The sequence below is a fragment of the Plectonema cf. radiosum LEGE 06105 genome (assembly GCF_015207665.1).
Taxonomy (GTDB): domain Bacteria; phylum Cyanobacteriota; class Cyanobacteriia; order Cyanobacteriales; family Nostocaceae; genus Rivularia; species Rivularia radiosa_A.
This window is the reverse complement of record NZ_JADEWL010000076.1, coordinates 1-23665: the sequence shown is the minus strand read 5'-3', so window position 1 is coordinate 23665 and position 23665 is coordinate 1. Positions and strand designations below refer to the sequence as shown.

Sequence of the window (23665 nt, the reverse complement as noted above, 5' to 3'; positions counted from 1 at the left end):
TCTCTGACATAAGTACAAAGAATAAATATTTTAATCTATAAGATAGTACTTTTTACTTCCATAACGCCAATTTTTACAATTGACCACTCCGATTGCTAAATCAATTATTGTATAACAATATATAAAAACTATTGAATAGCTATATACAGTCACACTTTGGGGCGAGGTTTTCAGACTAATACGGGGACTTTCGTTTCCCCTTGCTTGCGATAAAGCTGTAGTTTAGGTTGCAGGTGTATACGCAATTACTACATGATTATGGATAGTTTGCCTAAGCTAGTAAAAGTCTGTTACTTAGTTATTTAAGAGCTAAAAGATTAATTATCATTCAACTGACAAATGAAATTGTGATGAAATTGATACAATATAAATCTACACAACACCAATAGATGGAGACGCTATCTCAATAATTTTACGTAAAGCAATAGTTTATTAAAATACTCGTAAATTAACTATTATTATTGTGATATTGCCGTTCTAATTGCGATCGCCATCAATAAAATTTACCATCAGATGTTAGTGTTGGCGCTAAAACGGGAAAACTAAGACGACATCTGCTAGGTGGATCAATCTAGCCAGGGTAAAAAACTGTAATTAAAATCAAAATTATCGTTGGAGGTGAAGAGGCTACAACATATCGATTATCCAAAACTGAAGCTGATTATCAACTCTGGGAGGTGCTTTTCTTGATGAATGTCCGGGGATAAAGCTCTCGCTCCTTACCGTTAAAGCAAGCAAACTGCCGATTGCAGTTAAAATACCCTCTTATTAAATCGAATGTTAAAACATTCCTACCTAATTAAACTATTTATCCGACTGCCGTTACTGCATGGAAGCGGTGCATGAAATCCCAAGTAAACAGAAAGCCAAAAATATTGGTTGTCGATGACGAACCCGACAATCTCGATTTGTTATACCGTACCTTTTATCGCGAATATAAGGTGCTACGAGCAAGTAGTGGTCCAGATGCATTGGAATTACTCGCAAAAGAAGGAGATATATCAGTAATTATCTCCGATCAGCGAATGCCAATGATGAGCGGTACAGAATTCTTGAGTTTGACGGCTACTCAATATCCAGATATTATCCGGATTATTTTAACTGGCTACACTGATGTCGAAGACTTGGTGGAAGCTATTAATGCTGGTAAAGTATTTAAATATGTAACTAAACCATGGGAAGCAGAAGAACTTAAAGCTGTAGTACGCCAAGCTTTGGATACTCATAATGTTCTCCGAGCGCGTACCCACGAACTAACCCGGACATTACGTCAAGAATCGCTGCTCAACTCAGTAACTAATACGATTCGCAGCGCTTTAGATTATCGGCAAATTCTCCAAGCAATTGTAGATAATGTCGGTGATATGTTGTCGTTAGATGTATGTCTTTTACGTCCTTTCCAGAATGGACACTTAGTTGGTCAAGGTTTTATTTATCAAAAAAATCTTCAAAAAGAATTAGATGATTATGTAGAAGATAAAGAACAACTTGCATCCGAATTATTAGCTCATGCAGTATGGGAAACTCGCGAAGTTCAGGTAATTTATGATGCAACAGAAGACGAGCGCATTCAAAAAGATACCAACACCCTAGGCGATCGCCTCCGGGTTTATCAAGAGGCTAAAATATGTTCTAGCTTAATAGTACCGCTGATTTGTCAACAGGAATTGATTGCTGTTTTGGCACTGCACCAGTTTCAAGAATGTCGCGATTGGGAAGATTCGGAAGTGCAGTTAGTGGTAATGGTAGCAAATCAGGCTGCATTGGCGTTATCCCAAGCTCGTGCTTACGAACAGGTACACGCTCTTGCTCAGCGAGAAGCATTAATTAATACAATTACCAGTGCCATTCGTTCTAGTCTAGACCCCCAAGAAATTTTTGCTGCGATTACCCAACAATTGGGACAAGCTTTACAGGTAGATGGCTGTATTCTATCTTTATGGACTGCCGATTCAGAATTTGTTGAATGTGTTGGCTTATACGATAGTTCTCAAGATTTGCCGAATCAGCAATTACCCCAGTCTTTAGCACCAATTAAGGAAAATCAAATACTGCAAGAAATACTGCAAACTCAAGAGCCGGTAATCATTGCGGATATTAATCATTGCCCTTTTGATGTCAAAGGTTTTGATTTAGCTTTGAAAATGTCAACTCGCTCTTTAATGATAGTTCCATTACTGACCGACGGTAAAATTATCGGTAGTATTACTTTGAGGCAAAGTAAAAAAGAACGCCATTGGCTCAAGTCAGAGGTAGAATTAGCTGCATCTGTAGCAGTGCAAGCAGCCCTTGCAGTTCAACAATCCCGACTTTATCAAAAAACTCGACAACAAGCCGAATGTTTACTGGAATTAGACAAACAAAAAACTGAATTTTTTCAAAATATTTCCCACGAATTCCGTACCCCGATAACTTTAATTCAAGGGCCGTTAGAATCAGCGGTAAACACGGGTAAAGGATTATCTTACGAACAAAGTATCATTGCTTTGCGAAATTCCAGACGTTTGTTGCGATTGGTAAATCAACTACTCGATTTGCAACGTTTGGATGCCCGAAGAATGCAGCCAACTTTCCGCAAATGCGATTTAGTGGAATTTGTCAGTCAAATTGTCGAGTCATTTCGTCCATACTGCGAGAAAAAAGAATTGCATCTGGTTGCAGAATTAGATGATTGTCCTCCCGTTTATTTAGATATGGAAAAATTCGATAAAGTAGTTTATAATCTACTCTCGAATGCCATGAAATTTACCAACCAAAACGGTACCATTACTGTGAGAGTACTGTCTGCGGGTTCGGATTGCGTTTTACAAGTAGAAGACACGGGAATTGGTATTGCTGAAGAACAAATTCCTCTGTTATTTGAACGTTTTCGTCAAGCAGAAGGTTCAGAAAATCGTTCCTATGAAGGTACAGGTTTAGGTTTGGCTTTAGTTAAAGAGTTAGTAGAAGTTCATGGAGGTCAGGTAAGAGTTAATTCGGTGTACGGAAGTGGTACAAATTTTACAATATTCCTTCCATCGGGAAATGCTCATTTAAATGTAGAGCAGGTGGTAGAAGAGGAGAGTAAAGTTAATCTCAGTCGTGCTGCTGTAGAGTTAGCTGATTTAGAATTAATCGAGTCAACGGATAATCATACTCAAGATATTCCACAGGAGTTGTTGTTAGCAAATCTGGAAAATCAAAAGTTAACAACAGGAAAAGGACAATTAGTTCTAGTTGTCGATGATAATCCAGATATGCGAGCTTATGTATCAAGCATTCTTCGTGAAGCTGGCTATCAAGTCAAAACAGCTAGAAATGGTGCCGAAGGTTGTAAGATAGCTAAGGAATCATTACCTCAGTTAATTATCACCGATTTGATGATGCCTGTAGTCACCGGATTAGAGATGATTCTGACAATACGCTCCGACGAGACCCTCAAAGGAATACCAATTATCCTCTTGACTGCAAAAGTTGATGAAGATACCCGTATTGAAGGAACCGAACGCGGTGCAGATGCTTATTTAGCAAAGCCATTTAATGATAGAGAACTTTTAGCCGAAGCCCGAAATCTCCTAGCTTTAAAAGAAAACGAACGCAAAGTTATAGAATTAAATACTTATTTAACAGAATCCGTACTTCAACGCTTTTTACCTCCTGTTTTGGTGCGAAAAGCCGCTGCTGGTGAGTTAATTTTAGATTTAAGACCTGAACCACGTTTAATTACAGTTTTATTTAGCGATATAGTTGGTTTTACTCAATTATCAAATAATTTAAGGTCGCGAAAAGTCGCAGAATTGCTCAACGAATACCTAGAATCGATGACAAAAGCTGTATTTGATAACGGCGGAACCGTAGATAAATTCATGGGAGATGCGATTTTGGCTTTGTATGGAGCGCCCGAAGAATTGACACCCAACGAACAGGTACGTCGTGCTGTCAATACCTCTAGAGCTATGTTAAGCGGGCTTTCTGAGTTAAACCAACGCTGGCAAGAGCAAGGTATCTTTGATGCCGATGGGCGTAATGCGCTTCAGTTTCGCTGCGGTATTCATCAAGGTACAGCAGTTGTAGGAATGTTTGGTAGTTCCGAACGTGCCGATTATACTGCGATCGGTCCTTCTGTAAATATTGCTTCTCGCTTACAGAATGCTGCCGAGCCTGGTACTATTCTTGTTTCTGCTGCGGTAGCAGATTATTTACAAGAAGAGGAAATTATTAAGGGTAAACCTTTGGAATTGAAGGGAGTAGATGAAACTGTTCTAACTTTCATCGTCAATTAGGGAATAGGGAACAGAAAACAGGGAATAGGAGACAAAGAGATAGAGGAAAATTTTCAATAATATTTGTAATATTTGTAAATGGATTTATTTTTCTACTTGGCTTCTAAGTCAACGTGAATTCGAGAGCTATTCCTAAGTAGCTAATAATTTAGACAAACCGATAATTCTATTAACATCCTTAGACATTTTCAATTAGCTCATCAACAAACTTTCTAAGTTGTTCTTGCCAGTCAGGAACGGTTTTTAATTTGTCTTTAACTCCGGGCAACACTTTAAAACATACCGGGTTTTTATCAAAAGGGTTCTTACTTGTAAAACCTAACTTATTGTTTTTCTCAAAAGGCATTGTTTTTTACTCTATATGTTGGTATACTAATATTAACATAGTACAGCATGATTGGGTCGAACAATGCTTTTATCCATCAAAACAAAGTTAAAACTAAGTAAAAAGCAAAAATTAATTATGTCTAAGCACGCGGGAATCTCGCGTTTTACATATAATTGGGGCTTGGCTACTTGGAATAATCTTTATAAAGATGGATTGAAGCCTAATAAATATCTTTTAAAGAAGTTCTTTAACAACCATGGAAAACCTGAATTAACATGGATTAAAGAAAAGGGTATTTGTCAGAAAATAACTCAATACGCTTTTGATAATTTAGGAACTGCTTTTGATAGATTTTTTCAGAAAAAAGCAGATTATCCTAAATTTAAAAAGAAAGGTAAAAATGATTCATTTACAATTGATGCTGGTGGCAAGCCCATTCCTGTTGGTGGTAAATCTATTAAACTACCTACTATCGGATGGGTTAGAACTTACGAGGGCTTACCTCACACCACTTGTAAATCAATTACTATATCGAGAACTGCTAATAGTTGGTTTATTGCTTTTGCTTACGAACAATCACATGAACCTACTGTTAAAGAACATGATATTGTTGGTGTGGATTTGGGTGTTAAAGTGCTTGCAACACTTTCAACCGGGGTTGTATTTCCTAATCCTAAACACTATAAAAAACATCTCGATAAACTAAAAAGATTATCTAGAACTTTTGCTAGAAAATTTAAAGGTTCTAACAATCGATATAAAGCCAAAATTCAACTACGATTACATCACGCTCATATTGCAAACCTTAGAAAAAATACTCTTCATCAAATCACTACTTACTTATGCAAAAACCACGCAAAGATTGTAGTAGAAGATTTAAATATTTCGGGTATGCTATCAAATCATAATTTAGCTCAAGTTATTGCTGATTGTGGTTTTTATGAGTTTAAGCGACAGTTAGAATATAAAGCTAAAAAGTTTGGTTGTGAAATTATAATTGCAAGTCGTTGGTTCCCATCAAGTAAAACTTGTTCTAATTGCGGACATATTCAAGATATGCCACTAAAAGAAAGAACTTACGACTGTAAAAATTGCGGGCATTCAATCGACAGAGATTTGAATGCCGCAATTAATTTATCGCGTTTGGCTAAAGCGTGTTAGCGAAGCGTTCGCTTTGCGAATAAGCTTACTGAGGGTTAGCCGCTCCCATGCCCCCGTTGAAGTAAGAAATAAATGTCTAGACAAGTCTTGCTTTTATATAGCAGAGTGAAACCAATCATTAACAAGTCGGGTTTTTTCGTAAAATATCTGTAACACAACACAACTGTGATCAAAACCCGACTTCTGGGCGAACACGAAAAGTGATTTATCACTAGTTGCCCGTCATGCCTCTAATTACCGATTTTGATATAGATAATAATATAGATATGACACAATCGGTTGCACAAAAAAATTCAGTTTCAGAAAAAACCTGGAGACGACAAACTGATTCACCCGGATGGTGGATTGCTTTTTCTTGTGGTTCAGTTATCCTGCATCTGTTAGCCTTCTGGCTGATTAGTTTATATGAATTTAACTTATCACAGCAACGACGACCCCAATCTGCTGTTGCGATTGAATTTATCGACATTTCTCCCCAAAAATCATCACCAGTTCAACCACAAATAAAACCCAAACCAATTCCACCCAAGCCATTAAATACTCGCACTATTGTTCCTCAAAATTCACAACCTCCGGTTAATCCCAGTACTGTAAAACCTCCCGTTACTTCTATTGATAGGGATGCTATTGCTTTTGATAATCAAAAAATACAACAGCAACAACGTCAATTAGAATTAGAACAACAACGTCAATTAGAAGCGATACTACGTCAACAAGCAGAACAATTACGTCAAAGACAAGCTCAACAACAACAATTAGAAGCTCAAATACGTCAACAAGAATTAGCACAACAACAACAATTAGAAGCTCAAATACGTCAACAAGAATTAGCACAACAACAACAATTAGAAGCTCAAATACGTCAGCAAGAGTTAGAACAACAACAACAATTACAAGCTCAAATACGTCAGCAAGAGTTAGAACAACAACAACAATTACAAGCTCAACGTCAACAAGAATTAGAACAACAACAATTAGAACAACGCCGATTAGCGCAACAAAGTAGATTAGAAGCCGAAGAACAGCGTCAACTAGCAACCCAACAACAACCTCAAAACCCCGTAGATGGTGAAAAAATTGCCGATGCTCCCACTAATGCATTGGGACAAACCCCACAACAGAGCAACAAAACTTCACCAGTTCCGATTCAAAATCAACCTACTCAAAGTGGAGGAATATTAACTGCTAGTTGGAAAATCGATACCAATACTTTTGTTAAAGATAAACCAGATAATCTTGCACAACCTTTAAAAAGAATTAATAGTGATATTCCCCTTCCTCCTCCCAAAGACGGTAATTTTCAACCTAGAGATTTTTTGGTATGGCTGACAATTGACAATCAAGGCAATTTATTATTGATAAAGGTAGATGAAGCAATACCCTTAGCACAAAGAACCCAATATCAAGAGTATGCCGAAGAAATTTTTAATGGTCAGAAATTTATTCCTGCAAGCGGAAATAATGGCAATAAACCTGACTTGAGTAATTTACCTATACGTGTAAATATCCAAAACGCTTCACAATAAAATTTTGATTTTAAATAACTTGATTTTTATTTCTCAATGTAATATAATGGTGAAGTTGGAAACCATGCGGGCGTAGTTTAGTGGTAAAACCTTAGCCTTCCAAGCTAATGATGCGGGTTCGATTCCCGCCGCCCGCTTCCCCTAGGTTAAAAAAGCAAAAAATAACTCTCAGATTATCTCCGAGAGTCAAACATTTGTGATGAATATTAGACATAATTTTTGCCTAATTTGCCTAATGTCTAATATTTAACCGAACTTACCGCTGATGTATTCCTTGGTATCCTGCTGTTGAGGATTTTGGAAAATGCTTTCGGTGTGGTCGTATTCAACTAAATAACCAGTACGACCTCCTTTTTCCCCGACTCGAACGTTAAAAAAGGCTGTCATGTCCGATACTCGCGATGCTTGCTGCATATTATGAGTAACGATAACAACGGTGAATTGCTCCTTGAGTTCTTTGATCAACTCTTCTACTTGGAGAGTAGACTTGGGGTCAAGAGCAGAACAAGGTTCATCCATTAAAATTACATCAGGTTGAACTGCGATCGCCCTAGCAATACACAAACGTTGTTGTTGTCCCCCGGATATGGATAAACCGCTTTGTTTTAGTTTATCTTTGACTTCGTTCCATAAAGCGGCTCCTCTGAGAGAACGTTCCACCAATTCATCCATATTACCTTTAAAACCATTAATTCTGGCTCCAAAAGCAATATTTTCATAAATCGATTTAGGGAACGGATTGGGTTTTTGAAATACCATGCCAATTCGACGACGTACTTCTACAGGGTCAACTTTGGGGTCATATAAATTTTGACCGTTATAAAGAACTTGACCTTCGGCGCGGAATACGTCAATCAAATCGTTGAGACGGTTAAAGCATCGTAGTAGAGTACTTTTACCGCATCCAGAAGGACCAATAAAAGCTGTTACCTGGTTTTTGGGGATATCCATATAGATATCCTTGAGTGCCAAAAATTTACCGTAGTAAACATTTAACGCTTCTGTTCGTAATACAGTTTGGGTATCGTTTGCTGTCGGAATTTGTGTAGCCATAAATCTTACGTTAATTATTTCTCAGAAAGCTTAAAAGCCGTAATCCTAGTCTTCCCAATGTCTGGTGGTATAATAATATTATTTGTTCTGTTTGGCTTTCAATCGCAATTGAGTTCGTACTATTTGCTACGAGTTGCCAAGCGAGCAATAATACTAGAAATCAAAACTAGTAAAACCAAAATTAGAGACGCAGCCCAACCAACAGACTGCTGGTTTTGGTCGAAAGAAATCGCAAAGTTATAAACCAAAACAGCAAGAGAAGCAGTTGGTTCGGTTAAACTTCTCGCCCAATAGAAGGAGAACAAAGCAGTAAATAGTAAAGGTGCCGTTTCTCCAGCGGCGCGAGCTACAGATAAAGTTATACCAGTCAGAATTGATGGTAAAGCCGCAGGTAATACTATTTGTAGAACTGTTTGATAGTTGGTTGCCCCTACTCCAATAGCTGCTTGGCGCAAATCTTGAGAAACTAATTGTAAAGCTTCGTCAGTAGTTCTAACGATAATAGGCAGCATCAAAATTGCCAAAGCCACACCACCAGCGATCGCAGAATATCCGCCAAACGGCGCAACTAAAATACCGTAAGTTACAACACCAGCAATAATCGAAGGAACCCCGCTCAAAACGTTGGTAGCGAAGCGAATCCAACGAGCCGTTTGTCCTTTGCTGAACTCTGTCAAATAAACCGCTGCTGCAACTCCAATGGGTACGGTGATTATAGTTCCAATTCCCACCATAATCGCCGTACCGAGAATAGCATTACCAAAACCACCACCCTTATCCAAGGGTGCTGGAGGTAATTGGGTAAACAAGTCTAAGCTCAGGCTGCTGAAACCTTTGATCAGCAAGTAAGAAAGTACTAACAGCAAAGGCAATAAAGCTAATACCCCGCAAAGAAATATGACACCATTCATTACATTGTTAAATAGTGTCCGGGGAGAGTTAGAAGAACGGTTTAAACTACCGCTTCCAAATGCTCTTTGTGGCTGGTCTGAAAAACTAGTCATAATTTAATACACCATTACATTACAATCGCTTGACTCGCAATACTATTAACTCTGCCAAAATATTCACAATCAGAGTCAATAAGAATAGCACGAACGCGGCGTACATCAAGGCACTGATTTGCAAACCGCCAGCTTCTGCGAACTGATTTGCCAACAAAGAAGCAATTGTATTGCTAGGTGCAAATAAGGAAGGACTGATTCTGTTGGAGTTACCAATTAACATGGTAACAGCCATTGTTTCTCCCATTGCCCGACCAAGCCCAAGCATTATAGCGCTGACAATACCAGAAAATGCCGCTGGAATAATCACTTGTAAAAGCGTTTCCCAACGGGTACATCCCAATCCATAAGCAGCTTCGCGCAAGCTACGAGGTACTGAAGCCAATGCATCGCGAGAAATTGCTGTAATAATTGGCAAAGTCATAATTGCCAAAATAATTCCAGCAGGTAATAGCCCCGGGCCACCAATTGCTCCCGATTCGGGACGACTAAAAATTGGTAGCCAACCCAAGTATTGATTCAGCCATGTACCAACGGTTCCTAAAAAAGGAATTAAGACGAAAATTCCCCATAAACCATAGACAACACTGGGAATCGCTGCTAGCAGTTCTACTAAGAAAACCAGTACAGTTTTTACTGGTACAGGTAATATATCTTCGCTTAACAATAGAGCGGTCCCAATCCCAATCGGTACAGCTATCAACAAACCAATAAAAGAACTAGCTAAAGTTCCGTAAATTTGCGGTAATACTCCGAATTGGCTTCTCGGTGGGTTCCAATCGGTTGTCCCTAAAAAACCCAGACCAAATTCTTTTAATGCTGGAAGTCCCTGAATGCCAACCTGAAATCCAATCCATAATAAGAGTACGGCAACAGCGAAAGCGAAAATTCGCGTTACCAAAATAAAACTACGGTCAAGCGTTCTATCTGCTTCAGAGCGATTTTTACCTTCTGGTTGTCTACTCTGGGCTGATGTATTCATAAAAAACTATACCCATGTAATAGAGAAAATGTGGGAGCGAACCACATTATTCCTTAACTAGTCAAACGATCATATGCAGTTGAAAGATTAATCTTCAACGGCTAATTTACTTTATAGCAATGTTGTATTCGGGACTGATTTTGTCAGCAGCAGCAGCAACTTTCTCTACTACATTTTGAGGTAAAGGAACGTAACCGAGTTCTGGAGCAACTTTCTGACCTTCAGTCAAGGCATATTCAATGGTCGCTTCCATCGCTTTGGCTTTTGCCGGATTGTCATACTTCTCGTAAGCCAAAATCCAGGTATAGGTAACGATAGGATAAGATTCCTCTCCTTCAGGATCTTCAATAAAACCACGGAGATTTTCAGGTAATTCCACTGCTTCCAAAGCTTTGGATGCAGCTTCGTCGGTTGGTGGAATAAATTTGCCTGCTTTGTTTTCTATCGCAGCCATAGTCAGATTTTGACTAACAGCGTAACCATACTCTATATAACCAATAGAACCAGCAGTTTGTTTAATTTGAGCGGTCACACCTTCATTACCTTTAGCACCAATTCCTGTAGGCCAAGATACAGTCTTACCTTCGCCAGGACCGCTTTTCCATGCTGGGCTAATAGCGCTTAAGTGCTTGGTTAATACACCAGTTGTACCGCTACCATCGGAACGATATACAACTGTAATGTTTTGGTCGGGAAGATTTACTCCGGGATTAGCCGCAGCAATTTTGGGGTCATTCCACTTAGTAATCTTACCGAGTAATATATCGGTATAAATTTCACGTGGTAGCTGCAAATTATCGACTCCGGGCAAATTGTAAGCGAATACAATGCTACCAGCAGTAACAGGTAGTAACAACACGCCTCTATCTACTTTGGCGATTTCTTCATCTGTCATCGCTACGTCGCTAGCACCGAAGTCAACTGTACCTTCGATAAATTGTCTAACACCAGCACCACTACCAACTGATTGATAGTTGACTCGTAGATTAGGATACTTAGTGCTGACATCTTTGAACCAACGCTGGTAAAGCAATGCGGGGAAAGATGCCCCTGCGCCATTCAAAGTGGTGTCTTCACCCAAATCCAATTTGCTGCTAGCAGCAACATCGGTAGCACCACCAGGAGTACCTTCACCAGCAGTATCATTTCCACCGCCACAAGCTGCCAAAGTAACAGTAAGTGCTAATACTGAGAATATCCAAGTCAAACGAGACTTATTAGCTACAAATTTAGTAGAAAACATGGATGTGTAAGTTGAGTAATTATGCAGGTATCGTTTATAATATACCCCGAATCAGTAAAGAGAAGGTTAACAAAGTTGGATAAAGTTCGATGCTAATGTTTCTTTATACTCATTTCGGCAAAAATTTATATTTATTATTCAAATAATTTATAGTCAAAAATCTTTAAATTATTTAGCCATTGAAAAGAAATAAATAATACATTACAAATTGTGTATGATTACCATCAGCAAAATTTATTCTATAGCGATATTAAATTTTAACAATAAATAATGACATCTATTGTATGTATCTGTGTGGGCATAGATTTTTTTTAGGTCTAAGAGTAGTTAGTTTTGTGTGACATTCTTTTTAAGTACCTGTACCTTGATTAATTAAACATTTTCTTGGGGTAGGTTTGGGAGGAACAGTTGGTTTGGGAGCAGCTATATAGCTGAGTAGTAATTAGATAAATAAGGTTGATGACTTGCGACCTAAGTCAAATTTTGGACATTAGGTAGTTAGACGCATTAGAATAGGATGCAAGATCAGTAAAAAAGTAAAACTCTATAAAACTCTATAAAAATATAAGTATTTTTTTAATTAAAAGTCTGCCCTATTTATTGTGGTGGTTTGAGAGATTGTGAGCCGAAAGGCTGGTTTATCGTCAATAGGGAGCGAGACGCTCCCACTACAAATATTGGAATCCTTGCAACTAATGACATAGACCATTAGTCAGCAAAGAATAGTCATATTATTTTCCCCTTTCTGTATGAGAATCTGATAAATGCTAGCTGCATCCAACCAATTGTTATGGTCAATGATTGGCTTACTACTAACTATGTGTGGTACCTTCCAAAAAGCTTATATTACCATCCTACCTTGGAGTTGGAGTAACCACGGAATTCATGCTTTTCCTTTAGGTGTCAGTTATCAAATTGGTGGGGTGTTGTTGGTCGGTTGTTTGGGAGGTAATAATGCTGGGGCGCTTTCCCAAATTGCCTACTTGGTCATGGGTTTAACTTTGTTACCCGTATTTACTGACGGTGGAGGTATCGGCTATGTCAAGCTTTCCCAGTTCGGTTATTTACTAGGTTTTATTCCTGGGGCTTGGATTTGCGGTTTTTTTGCTTTTAAGGTTAGACCAAAATTAGAAACTCTCGGATTTAGTTGCATTTGTGGCTTGTTAACAGTTCATCTGTGCGGTATTAGTTATTTGGTGATCACTTATGCTTTAGGTTGGCAAGGTTCGGAAAAATTATCCTTATTGCAAGCAATTAAAGAATATTCATTGCTTCTATTACCGGGACAATTCGCTGTAGTTTGTGCCGTTACTGTAGTAGCATACGTACTCCGACATTTAATGTTTTATTAGTTGACAGTTAACAGTTAACAATTAATAACTCTTAATCACCATCAACCAACCACTAACAACTAACCACTAACTAATATCTCATGCGTTTAAAAAATCGTTTATTTTGGATAGCTGCTATTGCCGGTTTTATCTTGGATCAATTGACGAAATACTGGGTAGTGCAAAATTTTATTTTAGGAGAAACGCAACCAATAATAAAAGGAATATTTCACTTTACTTATGTTCAAAATACTGGGGCTGCTTTTAGTCTGTTCTCAGGGAAAGTAGAGTGGTTACGCTGGCTATCTTTATTAGTAAGTGTAGCATTGATAGCTTTCGCTTTATTTAGTCCGATTTTAACTCGTTGGGAGCAATGGGGGTATGGTTTAATTCTGAGTGGAGCTATCGGTAATGGAATTGATCGATTTTTACTAGGCTACGTTATAGACTTTCTTGATTTTAGACTAATTAATTTTCCTGTATTTAATTTGGCAGATGTATTTATTAATATTGGTATTGCTTGTTTAATAATTGCCTCTTTTCAAAAAACACCTTCAAATCATCATTCTTCAAGATAATAATCAGTTATCAGTTAACAGTTAACAGTTATCAGTTAACAGTTATCAGTTATCAGTTATCAGTTATCAGTTAACAGTTATCAGTTATCAGTTATCAGTTAACAGTTATCAGTTATCAGTTATCAGTTAACAGTTATCAGTTAACAGTTAATAATAATCAAATTTGCAATTGAGAAGTTGGGTTTAGAAGTCGGGTTTTTTCAGATTTATCAGGATTTTACAGATATTTATACTAAAAACCCGACTTCTGTAATTATCCTGGAAATAATTCATAAAAAAGTTCTGGATACTCACTAATGGCATTAGCTGTAGCTTTAAGCCCAATCACTAATCTTAGAGAAACCAGAACTTATTTTTTTTACCTTATTATTATGAAGGTTTTTTAACTAATTGACTTTTATTGAGGGGCTAATATCCCTGCTCCATTATCAGGAGTTGTTTCTTCTTCGGTATTGCTAGGGGAATTTGAGTCTGGAAGAGTTGTGTCTCCTGGTTGATTCATATTTGTCGGAGCATCTTCTTCACTAGGAGTTGCTTCGGGAGTTACACCACCAGGCATTGGAGTAATATTTGTCGGAGCATCTTCTTCACTAGGAGTTGCTTCTGGAGTTACACCACCAGGCATTGGAGTAATATTTGTCGGAGCATCTTCTTCACTAGGAATTGCTTCAGGAGTTACACCACCAGGCATTGGAGTAATATTTGTGGGAGCATCTTCTTCACTAGGAATTGCTTCAGGAGTTACACCACCAGGCATTGGAGTAATATTTGTGGGAGCATCTTCTTCACTAGGAGTTGCTTCAGGAGTTACACCACCAGGCATTGGAGTAATATTTGTGGGAGCATCTTCTTCACTAGGAATTGCTTCAGGAGTTACACCACCAGGCATTGGAGTAATATTGGTAGGAGCATCATCTTCACTCGGAGCTACTTCTCCTTCAGGAGTGGTACCAGGAAGAGGAGCGCCTGGTGTAGTCTCAATAGTATTATCTGGGGGAGTAATTTCTTCTGTATTTGTGTTCTCTGGAGAAGTTGTTGCTTCTGCTTTACCTTCACAACGAGAATTCAATGGGAAACGGACACATAAAATTTCCATTGCATCCGGTGAAAGTTTTTCTTCAGCAGCTGCAACAAGAGCGTCATCAGATTCTGAAACTTCTGTAGGTGCTTCGCGCTCAGGAAAGTCTCGCTCAGGAAACTTAGTCGATTGAGCAACCGCAACAGTGCTACTTAATGCTAGAGTCAGAGCTGTACCAATAAGGGTTACAAATTTGCTCTTCATAATTATCCACTCCTCGAAAGTAATACCTCAGCCCATTAAATCAAACAAATGGCTTCATAAAATCTGTCTAAATGAAGATGTGTATTTGTAATTTTGTCTATCTAAACAGCTAAAAATGTCAGCGGTGTACCGCTAACCGGCGTTCCCCGGTCAAATTTTTATCGTTTCTAATAGAGCAATTGATAAATATACTGATTTTTTTCCCGATTTGAATTAATATTGTTAACTCCTAAGTAATAATAAGTAATTGAGTATCAAAGAATTACAACCATTATTAAATAGGGAGAAAATTCTTTTATAAGTAATTTTACTAAGTCAATTATTTGTATCATATAACTAGTGGAACAATTACGTATTAGCAAACTTCATATATGCTTATAAGTAGAATAGTGAAATAACAGCGTTACAGGGCATCATTTTGCCCGATTATTAAATTACAACCGTGGTGTGAATAGCCCATGAGTTCTCCCCAACCCCCGAAAAAGCCACAGACATTGCTTGGTCAACTGACTCAAGCTGTACAGACAATTCAAGCTCGGGTTGATTTTTCCAAGCTGGCGCTCAAGCCGAATGCTAGGGTACCAGAACTTTGGGTACAGGAAGCTGGGGCATCAACGGCTCAAATGTATCCTTTGCTTGGCGATCGCTATACGATTGGTCGTAGTTCCAAATCCTGCGATATAGTCATCCGAAATCCGGTTGTCAGCCAAATTCATCTGTCGTTATCACGAGATTCGTCTCAAGGCAAGTCGGTTTTTGTCATTAAAGATGAAAAATCAACCAATGGCATTTATCGAGGTAAGCGTAGAATTGAATCTTTGGAATTGCGTCATGGTGATGTTTTGACTTTAGGACCACCCGAACTTGCGGCTTCGGTACGTTTACAATATTTAGATCCGCCACCTTTTTACGTAAAAACTGCGACTTGGGCAGGTTATGGAGTAGCCGGAGTCAGTCTGTTGTTTGCTTTGATAATTGGTATCGAATGGCTAAAATTTTCGGTTAGACCTCTACCCGAAGCCACTCAAGGTCCAGTAGTAGTTTACGCTGGAGATGGTGAAACACCCTTACAAGAACCCCGAACTATTGCTCATATAGATTTGAAAAAACTGTCGGATTTTGGTCCTTATTTACCTGGAGCGGTTGTAGCTTCCGAAGATAGCCGTTTTAATTGGCACTTCGGTGTTGACCCCTATGGTATTTTACGAGCCGTACTTATCAATACCCGTAGCGGTGATGTACAACAAGGTGCGAGTACGGTTACTCAGCAAGTAGCCCGTAGTTTATTCCGAGATTATGTAGGCAGACAGGATTCTCTAGGTCGCAAAGTCCGAGAAGCTATTGTATCGTTGAAGCTAGAAACTTTTTATAGTAAAGACGATATTTTATTAAGTTACCTAAACCGAGTTTATTTGGGTGTAAATACTTCGGGGTTTGAAGATGCTGCGCGGTATTATTTTGAAAAATCAGCTAAAGAATTGACAGCAGCAGAGTCTGCGACTTTAGTGGGAATTTTACCCGCTCCCAATGGGTTTAATTTTTGCGGTGATACTCAAAGCAGAAATAGAATTATTGGCTATCGCAATCGTGTGTTAAGACGAATGCGAGAAATGGGTGGACTCAAGCAAGATGAGTACAATAGTTCCAGACGTTCGCCCCTTGAAGTTAGCTCGAAGGTTTGCGAGCGTCAAGCCAACAGAATTGCTCCTTATTTTTACGATTATGTATTTAGCGAGCTGGAATTTATTTTGGGAAAAGAATTGGCATCTGAAGGAAATTTTATTATTGAAACTCAGCTAGACCCAAAAATTCAAGAAACTGCTGAAGCTTCGTTAAATAACCACATTAAAACTAGTGGAGCGAATTTTGGCTTTTCTCAAGGAGCTATAGTCACTCTTGATTCGAGTACAGGTGCGATTATTGCGATGGTTGGTGGTAGCAATTATCAAACCACTCAGTTTAATCGGGCTTATCAAGCAAAAAGACAACCAGGCTCCACGTTTAAAATTTTTCCATACACCGCCGCTATCGAACAAGGATTTTCTACAGGAAGAAGTTATGGCTGTAATTCTATAACTTGGCAGGGTTTTACTTATAAACCTTGTAGAAGCGGTACTGCTCCATTGACTATTGCGACTGGATACGCTCTTTCAGAAAACCCCATTGCTTTGCGAATTGCTCGCGATGTTGGCTTGGATAAAGTAGTCAAAACTGCCGAAAGATTGGGAGTGCGATCGCAACTTAATCCAGTTCCTGGTTTAGTATTAGGTCAAAGTGAAACAACTGTATTAGAAATGACCGGAGCTTTCGCCGCTGTTGGTAATCGGGGTGTATGGAATCGTCCCCATGCTATCAAACGAATTCTTGATAGTAGTCAGTGTAGCGATCGCAATGACTTATCAACCTGTCGCGTGATTTATTCTTTCAATCAAGATCGAGAAGCTAATAATAGAGTGCTTAAAGCTGGGGTTGCTGACACGATGATTAATTTAATGCGTCAAGTAGTCACAAGCGGTACGGGGCGAGGTGCTTCTATTGGATTTGGAGAAGGTGGAAAAACCGGCACCACAGATAAAAACGTTGATTTGTGGTTTATTGGCTTTATCCCCCGTCGGCAACTAACTACGGGCATTTGGTTGGGAAACGATAACAATTCTCCCACCAGAGGTAGTAGCGCCCAAGCCGCTCAATTATGGGGAAATTATATGGGTAAAGTTGTCAGGTAATGGGTAATTGGTAATAGGTAATTGGTAATAGGTAATTGGTAATAGGTAATTGGTAATTGGGGATTGGTAATTGAAGTATATATTTTAAAAAGCGCGTAGCGTGTCCGTCAAAACTTCCTGATTATTAATTATTTCACCCATTACCCATTACCCATTACCCATTACCCATTACCCATTACCCATTACCCATTAACGATATCCCTGCCAAGGTGTAATTTCCACTTCTCCACCTGGTTTGAATTCCACTTGAAACTGAGCCAAAGATGCTTTTTGTGCTGGATTGTTCGTATTATCACCTGGAAATAGTTTGGGAATAGGCGTTTGTCGGAAATTGTCAAAGGCTGCTTTATTCAATGGTTCATAGTCGGCAATGCTGCCATTTTCTTTAACAGCTACTCGATATTTTAATACTTCATTATAAGTAGTATTACTGCCGGAATTTTGACGAATAGTACTTGATAGCTTTTGATTTAAACTAGAAATGGTGTTTTGGTCGGTAATATTTGTTCCTAGATTATCAGACTTATTAATGTATCCAATCCAGGGACTAACTTCCAAAACTCCCGTTTTTCTAAAAACTGCCCTAAATTGAGCAATTGGTTCATTGGCGATGGCAGCACTGTTAGCGGGATTATAAAGTAATTTAGGTAGGGGAGTTTGTTCAATGCCCGCATTGGCTGTTTCATCTATAGCTTTGTAACCAATAATGGCACCATCACCAGCCGCACCCAGACGATAAACCAAATCGGATTGCAACTGACGATTTTCCCAAGCTTGATTAAGTTGTTCGTATACTTGAGTATTCAATTTACGCAATCGCGATGCATTCTTGATTTCGGGAGCTGAACCAATCAGTTTTTCTAAATCCCTCACGACTCCCGGTTGATTAGAAGATTGGTTAGGTGTTGTAGTGGTATTCCCTTGTTGTTTATTAGCTCCGGGAGTCGGTTGACTGGTTGGATTGACTTCAGTAGTGGAGTTGACCTTTTCTTGCTCGGTAGATGGTGTTTTAAACTCTGGTGCAGGAATTAAATTAAACGCGATGGCAGCAGCAGCTAAACTGGTGAGTCCAAAAGTCGCGGGTACTGCTTGTTCGAGTAAAACAGCTTGAACAGCACTATGTCCCCTCGCAACTGGTTGTAGTTCTAAAGTCAATTCTGGCAAAGTTTGAGTATCAGCAAAAAATTGGTCTACGGCTTCGACTAAATCGAACAATTGTACTGAGTTTAAATCAATTTCAATGGTTTGTTTGGCATTACCACCATTATTTAAATTACCTTGAGCCATGTCAGAATGTACGCTCAATCGGTGTTGATTATGATTAATTCTTTGTAACTGTACTAATTCCGATTCAGAATTGTGTGCTTGGGGGTTAGAAACATTACTCAAAAATTCTTGAGCATAGGCACTGACAGCTCTAACTAAACTTTCAAAAAACTGCCTACCACCCGCGAGGGGTTGAGTATAACCAGATAAAGTACATTCGGCATTTACTAAAATAGAGAGTTCCGGACGCATTTCTTGAAACTGTGTTGTTTTTGAAGCGTCGTTTAAACCTTCTAAAAGTAGAGTGCAATTAGGTAAACTGTACTTACGTTGAATATTCATTCTACTTCACCATCAAAAAGACTAATCCAGAAACGCTGCATACCGGCTGTTCCCGTACAAAAAAGTAACTGTGCTAATAAATTTACAGCTAATTCATTTAATTTTTCGTCAGAATTAAGTGATAATAATCCAGAACGTCTCTTGTTCATGCGGCTTCTAAAATGCGCTCGAAAGCGTTCTAAATAATTAGACAATCGCAAATTTTGTTCTAAAGGAATCTGTTTGTCAGCCATCTGCTGATTTATCATTAGCAATTGACGGATGACAACAGTCAATCGTCTAGCTAAATAGCAAGAAATAACCACCAAAGCTTTTGCTTCCATAATGGTCAAAGGACGACGAATATTAGCTCTTCGCAAAGGATTAGTGCTACGCATGCGCCATAAATTTACTCGGTCTTTGATAATTCCTTTCAAATCCAACTCTTGAGCAAATGCCAAAATGGCTTCAGAGCCACCAAGGTCCAAAGCTTCAATTGCCAGTAAAATCAGGTCAATTTGTTGCCTGGTTCGTCTTGGACATCCCTTTCCTTCGATTGCGGGGTCGGGTAGCGTGTCCAAAATCATCGGTAAATCTTGTTGCGCCGGACTATTGAACGGCGTTAAAGGAGCGGAGACATTCATTTATCAGTTCCTTATAGGGCTGCTATCCTAAAAATAACGGTAAAATTGATTAAACAATGGTAGCCTGCGAAAAAATATGTTGGCATCTGGTAGTAATCCAACTGCCTGATATATACATTAATTACTCTTTGATATCAAAGCTTTCCGTATACCGAAAATCCAAGTTTTAAAGCATTTTTAATTCACCTATCTGAAAATAGTAGTACAATTACAACCCCTTGTTCGCGGCAAATTCGATCTTTTCGTCAATAATCGACATCCAATAACCATCTGAGAAATCAAGAGCGATTCTTTGACAGCATAACTGAACGCCACACATGGAATATTATTAGCTCCACTATAGCCTAAACCTTTATGACGGCTAGTTTACAGTTAATATCAACAAAGTTATCAGTTATCAGTTACCAGTTATCAGTTATCAGTTACCAGTTATCAGTTACCAGTTACCAGTTATCAGTTATCAGTTAAATGCCTAGGACTTAATTCCTGAATTTAAATCCCCCTTCATAAACTTGTAGGTACTGATAACTGATTTAATCACTTTTTACTTAACGTTAAAAGCAAAATATCTGAAACCGGGCGACAAGTTTTTTATGCTTATATAGTAAATTGAGTAACGCAGTCAGTTTTGCTTAACCTAGATGTTGTTTAGCTGATCGGACTGTGCCAATTATGACTTTGGTATATTATGGATTTAAAATCGTTGATTCGCGATATTCCTGATTTCCCTAAACCCGGAATTTTGTTTCGAGATATTACTACTTTGCTGCGCGATGCCCAAGGATTAAGATACACTATCGATTTATTTACACAAAAATGTACTGATGCTGGAATGACGGCAGATTTTGTAATCGGGATGGAGTCACGAGGATTCATTTTCGGCGCACCTTTGGCTTACAACTTAGGAGCGGGTTTCATTCCCGTCCGCAAAAAAGGTAAATTACCAGGGTCGATTCATTCAATTGAATATGCACTAGAGTATGGTACGGACTGTCTGGAAGTGCATCAGGATGCTTTACAACCGGGGAGTCGAGTAATAATAGCTGATGATTTAATTGCCACAGGTGGAACAGCTTGTGCTACTGCGGAACTCCTAAACAAGATTGGCTGTGAATTAGTTGGATTTGGGTTTATCATCGAGCTACAAGAATTGCAAGGACGCAAGAAATTGCCAGATGTACCGATTGTGACTCTTGTTGAATATTAAATGTTAGTTGTTAGTGGTTAGTGGTTAGTTGTTAGGAACCTTTGACATACAGACCTTTAACCTTTGAGCTTAAACCTTTGACCTTTACTATGACTGCAACAACATCAAAAAGTTTTTGGGAATCAAGTAAAGATTCGTTTGTGAGGATAGTAACTAGCGAAACGTTTCTTTATATTGTCAAACGACTATTGCAAGCGCTGCTGACAATTCTTTTAGCGTCGATAGTTTCTTTTCTAATTATTCAATTAGCTCCAGGGGATTATTTAGATAATTTACGACAAAATCCCAAAATTTCTCCAGAAAGAATTCAGGAACTCCAAGAGCAGTTTGGTTTAGATAAACCTTGGCACGTACAGTATTTCCTATGGCTGTGGCGAATAATTTCTCAAGGAGATTTTGGGACGAGTTTTTTCTATCAACGTTCAGTAGCTTCATTAATATGGGAACGAGTGCCAGCAACCTTATTGTTGGCTATTGCATCCTTGATTTGCACTTGGGCGATCGCCATTCCTTTGGGAATTTTAGCTGCCGTCAAACAAAACCGCGCTACCGACAGGATTTTACAAGTAATTAGCTATGCCGGACAAGGTTTTCCCAGCTTTATTACAGCTTTGTTGTTGTTAATTTTTGCTCAAATTACAACTCCTCTATTCCCAGTAGGAAATATGACGAGTATTTATCACGCCGAACTATCACCCGTGGGAAAAGTGATTGATATTCTGTGGCATATGATTTTACCTACCATTGCTTTGAGCATCACCAGTTTTGCTGGATTACAGCGTATAACTCGCGGGGAATTATTAGATGTATTGCGTCAAGATTACATTCAAACAGCCCGTGCCAAAGGATTACCAGAAAACCGAGTTATTTACGTCCACGCTCTTCGTAATGCCATAAATCCGCTAATTACTTTATTGGGATTTGAATTAGCAGCTTTATTAAGTGGTGCTTTTATTGCCGAATTTTTCTTTAATTGGCCCGGTTTGGGTACTTTGACTTTGCAAGCAGTACGCGCTCAAGATTTATATGTATTAATGGCTAGTTTGATAATGGGCGCAGTGCTATTGATTACTGGTAATTTGGTAGCAGACTTATTACTTAAAATTGCCGATCCTCGCATTACTTTAGGAAAATCTTAAATTGGTAATTGGTAATTGGTAATTGGTAATTGGGCTTGAGGATAATTAAAGATAATGAGCAAGCCCTGGGGCTGCCAACTACCACTATTTTTATAATTCCTAACTCCGGTGGTACTAACTTTTCTTATGTTGTCGGAAATATATTATTTAATCAGGTCTAAAGCTGATGGTCGGTATTTAGCAGCGCGTCCTAATGAAGATGATGGGTCTACTTTTGTATTGATATTTCGCGAAAGTTTTGATGCTTTAAGCTATTTGAATACCCATGCTGGTGATTTAGTAGACCGTCTGGTGGTAGAATCGATTTCGGGTAGTCAATTAAAAACTGTACTTCAACGATGGAGTTTTAATGGTGTGGGTATTGTAACTGACCCATTATTACCTAAAATTGATTTTTTATTACAAAGTAAATTGGGAATTGGGAATTGATAATTGATTTATTGTCATAATTAATTAAAATCATGTTTCTGGGCATTGCAGAAGTTGAAAGTTACCTCCATCAGCATATTCCACTATCTAAATATATGGAGGTTAAGGTTAAGCAAGTTGATCAACATGGTGTTACTTTGCAAGGGGCATTAACACCAAATATAAATCATCGTTCGACAGTGTTTGGTGGTAGTGTTTGTGCTTTAGCGATTCTTTCCGGATGGACTTTAGTTCATGCTAATTTACAAGCGTTATCTTTATCCTCGCGAATTGTCATCCAGCGTAATTCTATAGAATATCTTCAGCCCATTAATGGTAATTTTATCGCTTTTTGTCCGTTCCCATCGGAGCAAATTTGGCAGAAGTTTATCAAAATATTAGAAAAGAAATCAAAAAGTAGAATTGAGTTGAATGTTGATGTGTTTACTGGTGGTATGAAGGCGGCAAATTTTACTGGTGTTTATGTAGCAATAAATTAATAATTTAGTTATTTTGGTGATTCAACATTAGTAATACCGTTTCTGTATGAATATGCAGTGAAGCACCTCCGGTGGGCTTTGCTTGTATGGGTAAGTTTAGTGATTTTGCTAGGGGTTGATGTTTTTGTTTTCTAAATCTTCTGGATAATTACAATTAAACAACATCAAATCCACTTTTTTATCAACAGTTAAAGCTTCTACCTCAATCCCCGAAAGAAACTCTTGAAACGAATGCTTTCCTGATTTTAAAAAACTATCTAATTCAGTTTTTACCTCTTTGCGATAAAATCCACACATCGGTTCCCAAATATCCGAACGTTGGGGAACTAAAGCCAATGTTGAAGTTGGAATTGTTGAAAGTTTCTTTATCCAACTTTGAATAATTTCTACATCTAATAAAGGTAGATCGCAAGCAAGTAATAATATCCAATCAGCGGAAATTTGCTCGAAGCCTTCGGATAAACCATTCACTGGTCCTTTTCCGGGTTGAGTTTCAACTAGATAATTACAATTTAATGGCAAAATATTTTGATAATGCTCAATCCAAGGAGTCAAAATATAAACTTGTTGGGTACATTCAGCAGCAACTTGATAAACAGAAAGCAACATCGGCTTACCTTGGTAATTTACAAGTGCTTTATCTGTACCCATACGAGAACTTTTACCGCCAGCGAGGATTAAGGCGGCGATGGGGAGATTGGGAG

19 protein-coding genes and 1 tRNA gene are annotated in these 23665 nt (G+C 38.5%); 11 read left to right on the top strand and 9 right to left on the bottom strand.

Annotated elements, in window-relative coordinates:
- The first annotated feature begins 842 nt into the window (after nt 1-842).
- Nucleotides 843-4262, top strand: a complete 3420-nt coding sequence (locus IQ247_RS20030) for a response regulator (protein WP_193922874.1) — start codon at nt 843-845, stop codon at nt 4260-4262.
- Nucleotides 4263-4440: 178 nt separating this feature from the next.
- Here IQ247_RS20030 and IQ247_RS20025 read toward each other — a convergent pair whose 3' ends face one another.
- A complete protein-coding gene (locus IQ247_RS20025) occupies nt 4441-4608 on the bottom strand; it encodes a hypothetical protein (protein WP_193922873.1) in 168 nt (55 codons plus the stop codon).
- A gap of 63 nt (nt 4609-4671) precedes the next feature.
- Between IQ247_RS20025 and IQ247_RS20020 the strand changes: the two genes are divergently transcribed.
- The 3 genes from IQ247_RS20020 to IQ247_RS20010 all read left to right on the top strand — a co-directional run bounded on the left by IQ247_RS20020 (nt 4672) and on the right by IQ247_RS20010 (nt 7414).
- Nucleotides 4672-5751: an RNA-guided endonuclease InsQ/TnpB family protein gene (locus tag IQ247_RS20020; protein ID WP_193922872.1), complete on the top strand. Its 1080-nt coding sequence runs from the start codon at nt 4672-4674 to the stop codon at nt 5749-5751.
- 224 nt (nt 5752-5975) lie between these two features.
- On the top strand, nt 5976-7277 hold the full coding sequence (locus IQ247_RS20015) for a hypothetical protein (RefSeq protein ID WP_193922871.1): 1302 nt from the start codon (nt 5976-5978) through the stop codon (nt 7275-7277).
- Nucleotides 7278-7343: 66 nt separating this feature from the next.
- Nucleotides 7344-7414, top strand: a tRNA-Gly gene (locus IQ247_RS20010).
- Nucleotides 7415-7523: 109 nt separating this feature from the next.
- Here IQ247_RS20010 and pstB read toward each other — a convergent pair.
- The 4 genes from pstB to pstS all read right to left on the bottom strand — a co-directional run bounded on the left by pstB (nt 7524) and on the right by pstS (nt 11559).
- On the bottom strand, nt 7524-8330 hold the full coding sequence (pstB, locus tag IQ247_RS20005) for a phosphate ABC transporter ATP-binding protein PstB (RefSeq protein WP_193922870.1): 807 nt from the start codon (nt 8328-8330) through the stop codon (nt 7524-7526).
- A 119-nt stretch (nt 8331-8449) separates the two neighbouring features.
- Nucleotides 8450-9334 (bottom strand): phosphate ABC transporter permease PstA, encoded by an 885-nt coding sequence (gene pstA / locus IQ247_RS20000; protein ID WP_193922869.1) that lies wholly within the window; start codon nt 9332-9334, stop codon nt 8450-8452.
- 19 nt (nt 9335-9353) lie between these two features.
- Nucleotides 9354-10316: a phosphate ABC transporter permease subunit PstC gene (gene pstC / locus IQ247_RS19995; RefSeq protein WP_193922868.1), complete on the bottom strand. Its 963-nt coding sequence runs from the start codon at nt 10314-10316 to the stop codon at nt 9354-9356.
- A 106-nt stretch (nt 10317-10422) separates the two neighbouring features.
- Entirely contained in the window at nt 10423-11559 is a 1137-nt protein-coding gene (gene pstS, locus IQ247_RS19990; protein WP_193922867.1) for a phosphate ABC transporter substrate-binding protein PstS, read from the bottom strand.
- 764 nt (nt 11560-12323) lie between these two features.
- Between pstS and IQ247_RS19985 the strand changes: the two genes are divergently transcribed.
- Nucleotides 12324-12911 carry a biotin transporter BioY gene (locus IQ247_RS19985; protein ID WP_193922866.1) on the top strand — a complete coding sequence of 196 codons (588 nt, stop codon included), beginning with the start codon at nt 12324-12326 and terminating at the stop codon, nt 12909-12911.
- A gap of 80 nt (nt 12912-12991) precedes the next feature.
- Nucleotides 12992-13468: a signal peptidase II gene (gene lspA, locus IQ247_RS19980; protein WP_193922865.1), complete on the top strand. Its 477-nt coding sequence runs from the start codon at nt 12992-12994 to the stop codon at nt 13466-13468.
- A gap of 397 nt (nt 13469-13865) precedes the next feature.
- On the opposite strand, the gene IQ247_RS19975 is transcribed toward lspA, so the two are convergent.
- Complete coding sequence (locus IQ247_RS19975; RefSeq protein WP_193922864.1) at nt 13866-14750, bottom strand: hypothetical protein; 885 nt, start codon at nt 14748-14750, stop codon at nt 13866-13868.
- A gap of 458 nt (nt 14751-15208) precedes the next feature.
- Between IQ247_RS19975 and IQ247_RS19970 the strand changes: the two genes are divergently transcribed.
- Nucleotides 15209-17476, top strand: a complete 2268-nt coding sequence (locus IQ247_RS19970) for a transglycosylase domain-containing protein (protein WP_193922863.1) — start codon at nt 15209-15211, stop codon at nt 17474-17476.
- Between the two features lie 189 nt (nt 17477-17665).
- On the opposite strand, the gene IQ247_RS19965 is transcribed toward IQ247_RS19970, so the two are convergent.
- Together IQ247_RS19965 and IQ247_RS19960 are read right to left on the bottom strand one after the other, a co-directional pair.
- Nucleotides 17666-19084, bottom strand: coding sequence for a DUF4335 domain-containing protein (locus tag IQ247_RS19965; RefSeq protein WP_193922862.1), 1419 nt, complete (start codon nt 19082-19084; stop codon nt 17666-17668).
- On the bottom strand, nt 19081-19707 hold the full coding sequence (locus IQ247_RS19960) for a DUF3038 domain-containing protein (RefSeq protein ID WP_193922861.1): 627 nt from the start codon (nt 19705-19707) through the stop codon (nt 19081-19083). Before IQ247_RS19960 ends, IQ247_RS19965 begins: the two co-directional genes overlap by 4 nt.
- A 688-nt stretch (nt 19708-20395) precedes the next feature.
- Here IQ247_RS19960 and IQ247_RS19955 point away from each other — a divergent pair.
- The 4 genes from IQ247_RS19955 to IQ247_RS19940 all read left to right on the top strand — a co-directional run bounded on the left by IQ247_RS19955 (nt 20396) and on the right by IQ247_RS19940 (nt 22961).
- The gene (locus IQ247_RS19955) at nt 20396-20914 is read left to right on the top strand and encodes an adenine phosphoribosyltransferase (RefSeq protein ID WP_193922860.1); all 519 of its coding nucleotides are present in this window, start codon (nt 20396-20398) and stop codon (nt 20912-20914) included.
- Nucleotides 20915-21003: 89 nt separating this feature from the next.
- Nucleotides 21004-22053 (top strand): ABC transporter permease, encoded by a 1050-nt coding sequence (locus IQ247_RS19950; protein ID WP_193922859.1) that lies wholly within the window; start codon nt 21004-21006, stop codon nt 22051-22053.
- Between the two features lie 126 nt (nt 22054-22179).
- Complete coding sequence (locus IQ247_RS19945; protein ID WP_193922882.1) at nt 22180-22482, top strand: ricin-type beta-trefoil lectin domain protein; 303 nt, start codon at nt 22180-22182, stop codon at nt 22480-22482.
- A gap of 32 nt (nt 22483-22514) precedes the next feature.
- Nucleotides 22515-22961, top strand: coding sequence for a YiiD C-terminal domain-containing protein (locus tag IQ247_RS19940; RefSeq protein ID WP_193922858.1), 447 nt, complete (start codon nt 22515-22517; stop codon nt 22959-22961).
- Between the two features lie 108 nt (nt 22962-23069).
- Here the strand turns inward: IQ247_RS19940 and IQ247_RS19935 are convergent.
- Nucleotides 23070-23665: molybdenum cofactor guanylyltransferase (locus tag IQ247_RS19935; RefSeq protein WP_228059889.1), on the bottom strand; the 596-nt coding region annotated here is incomplete at its 5' end.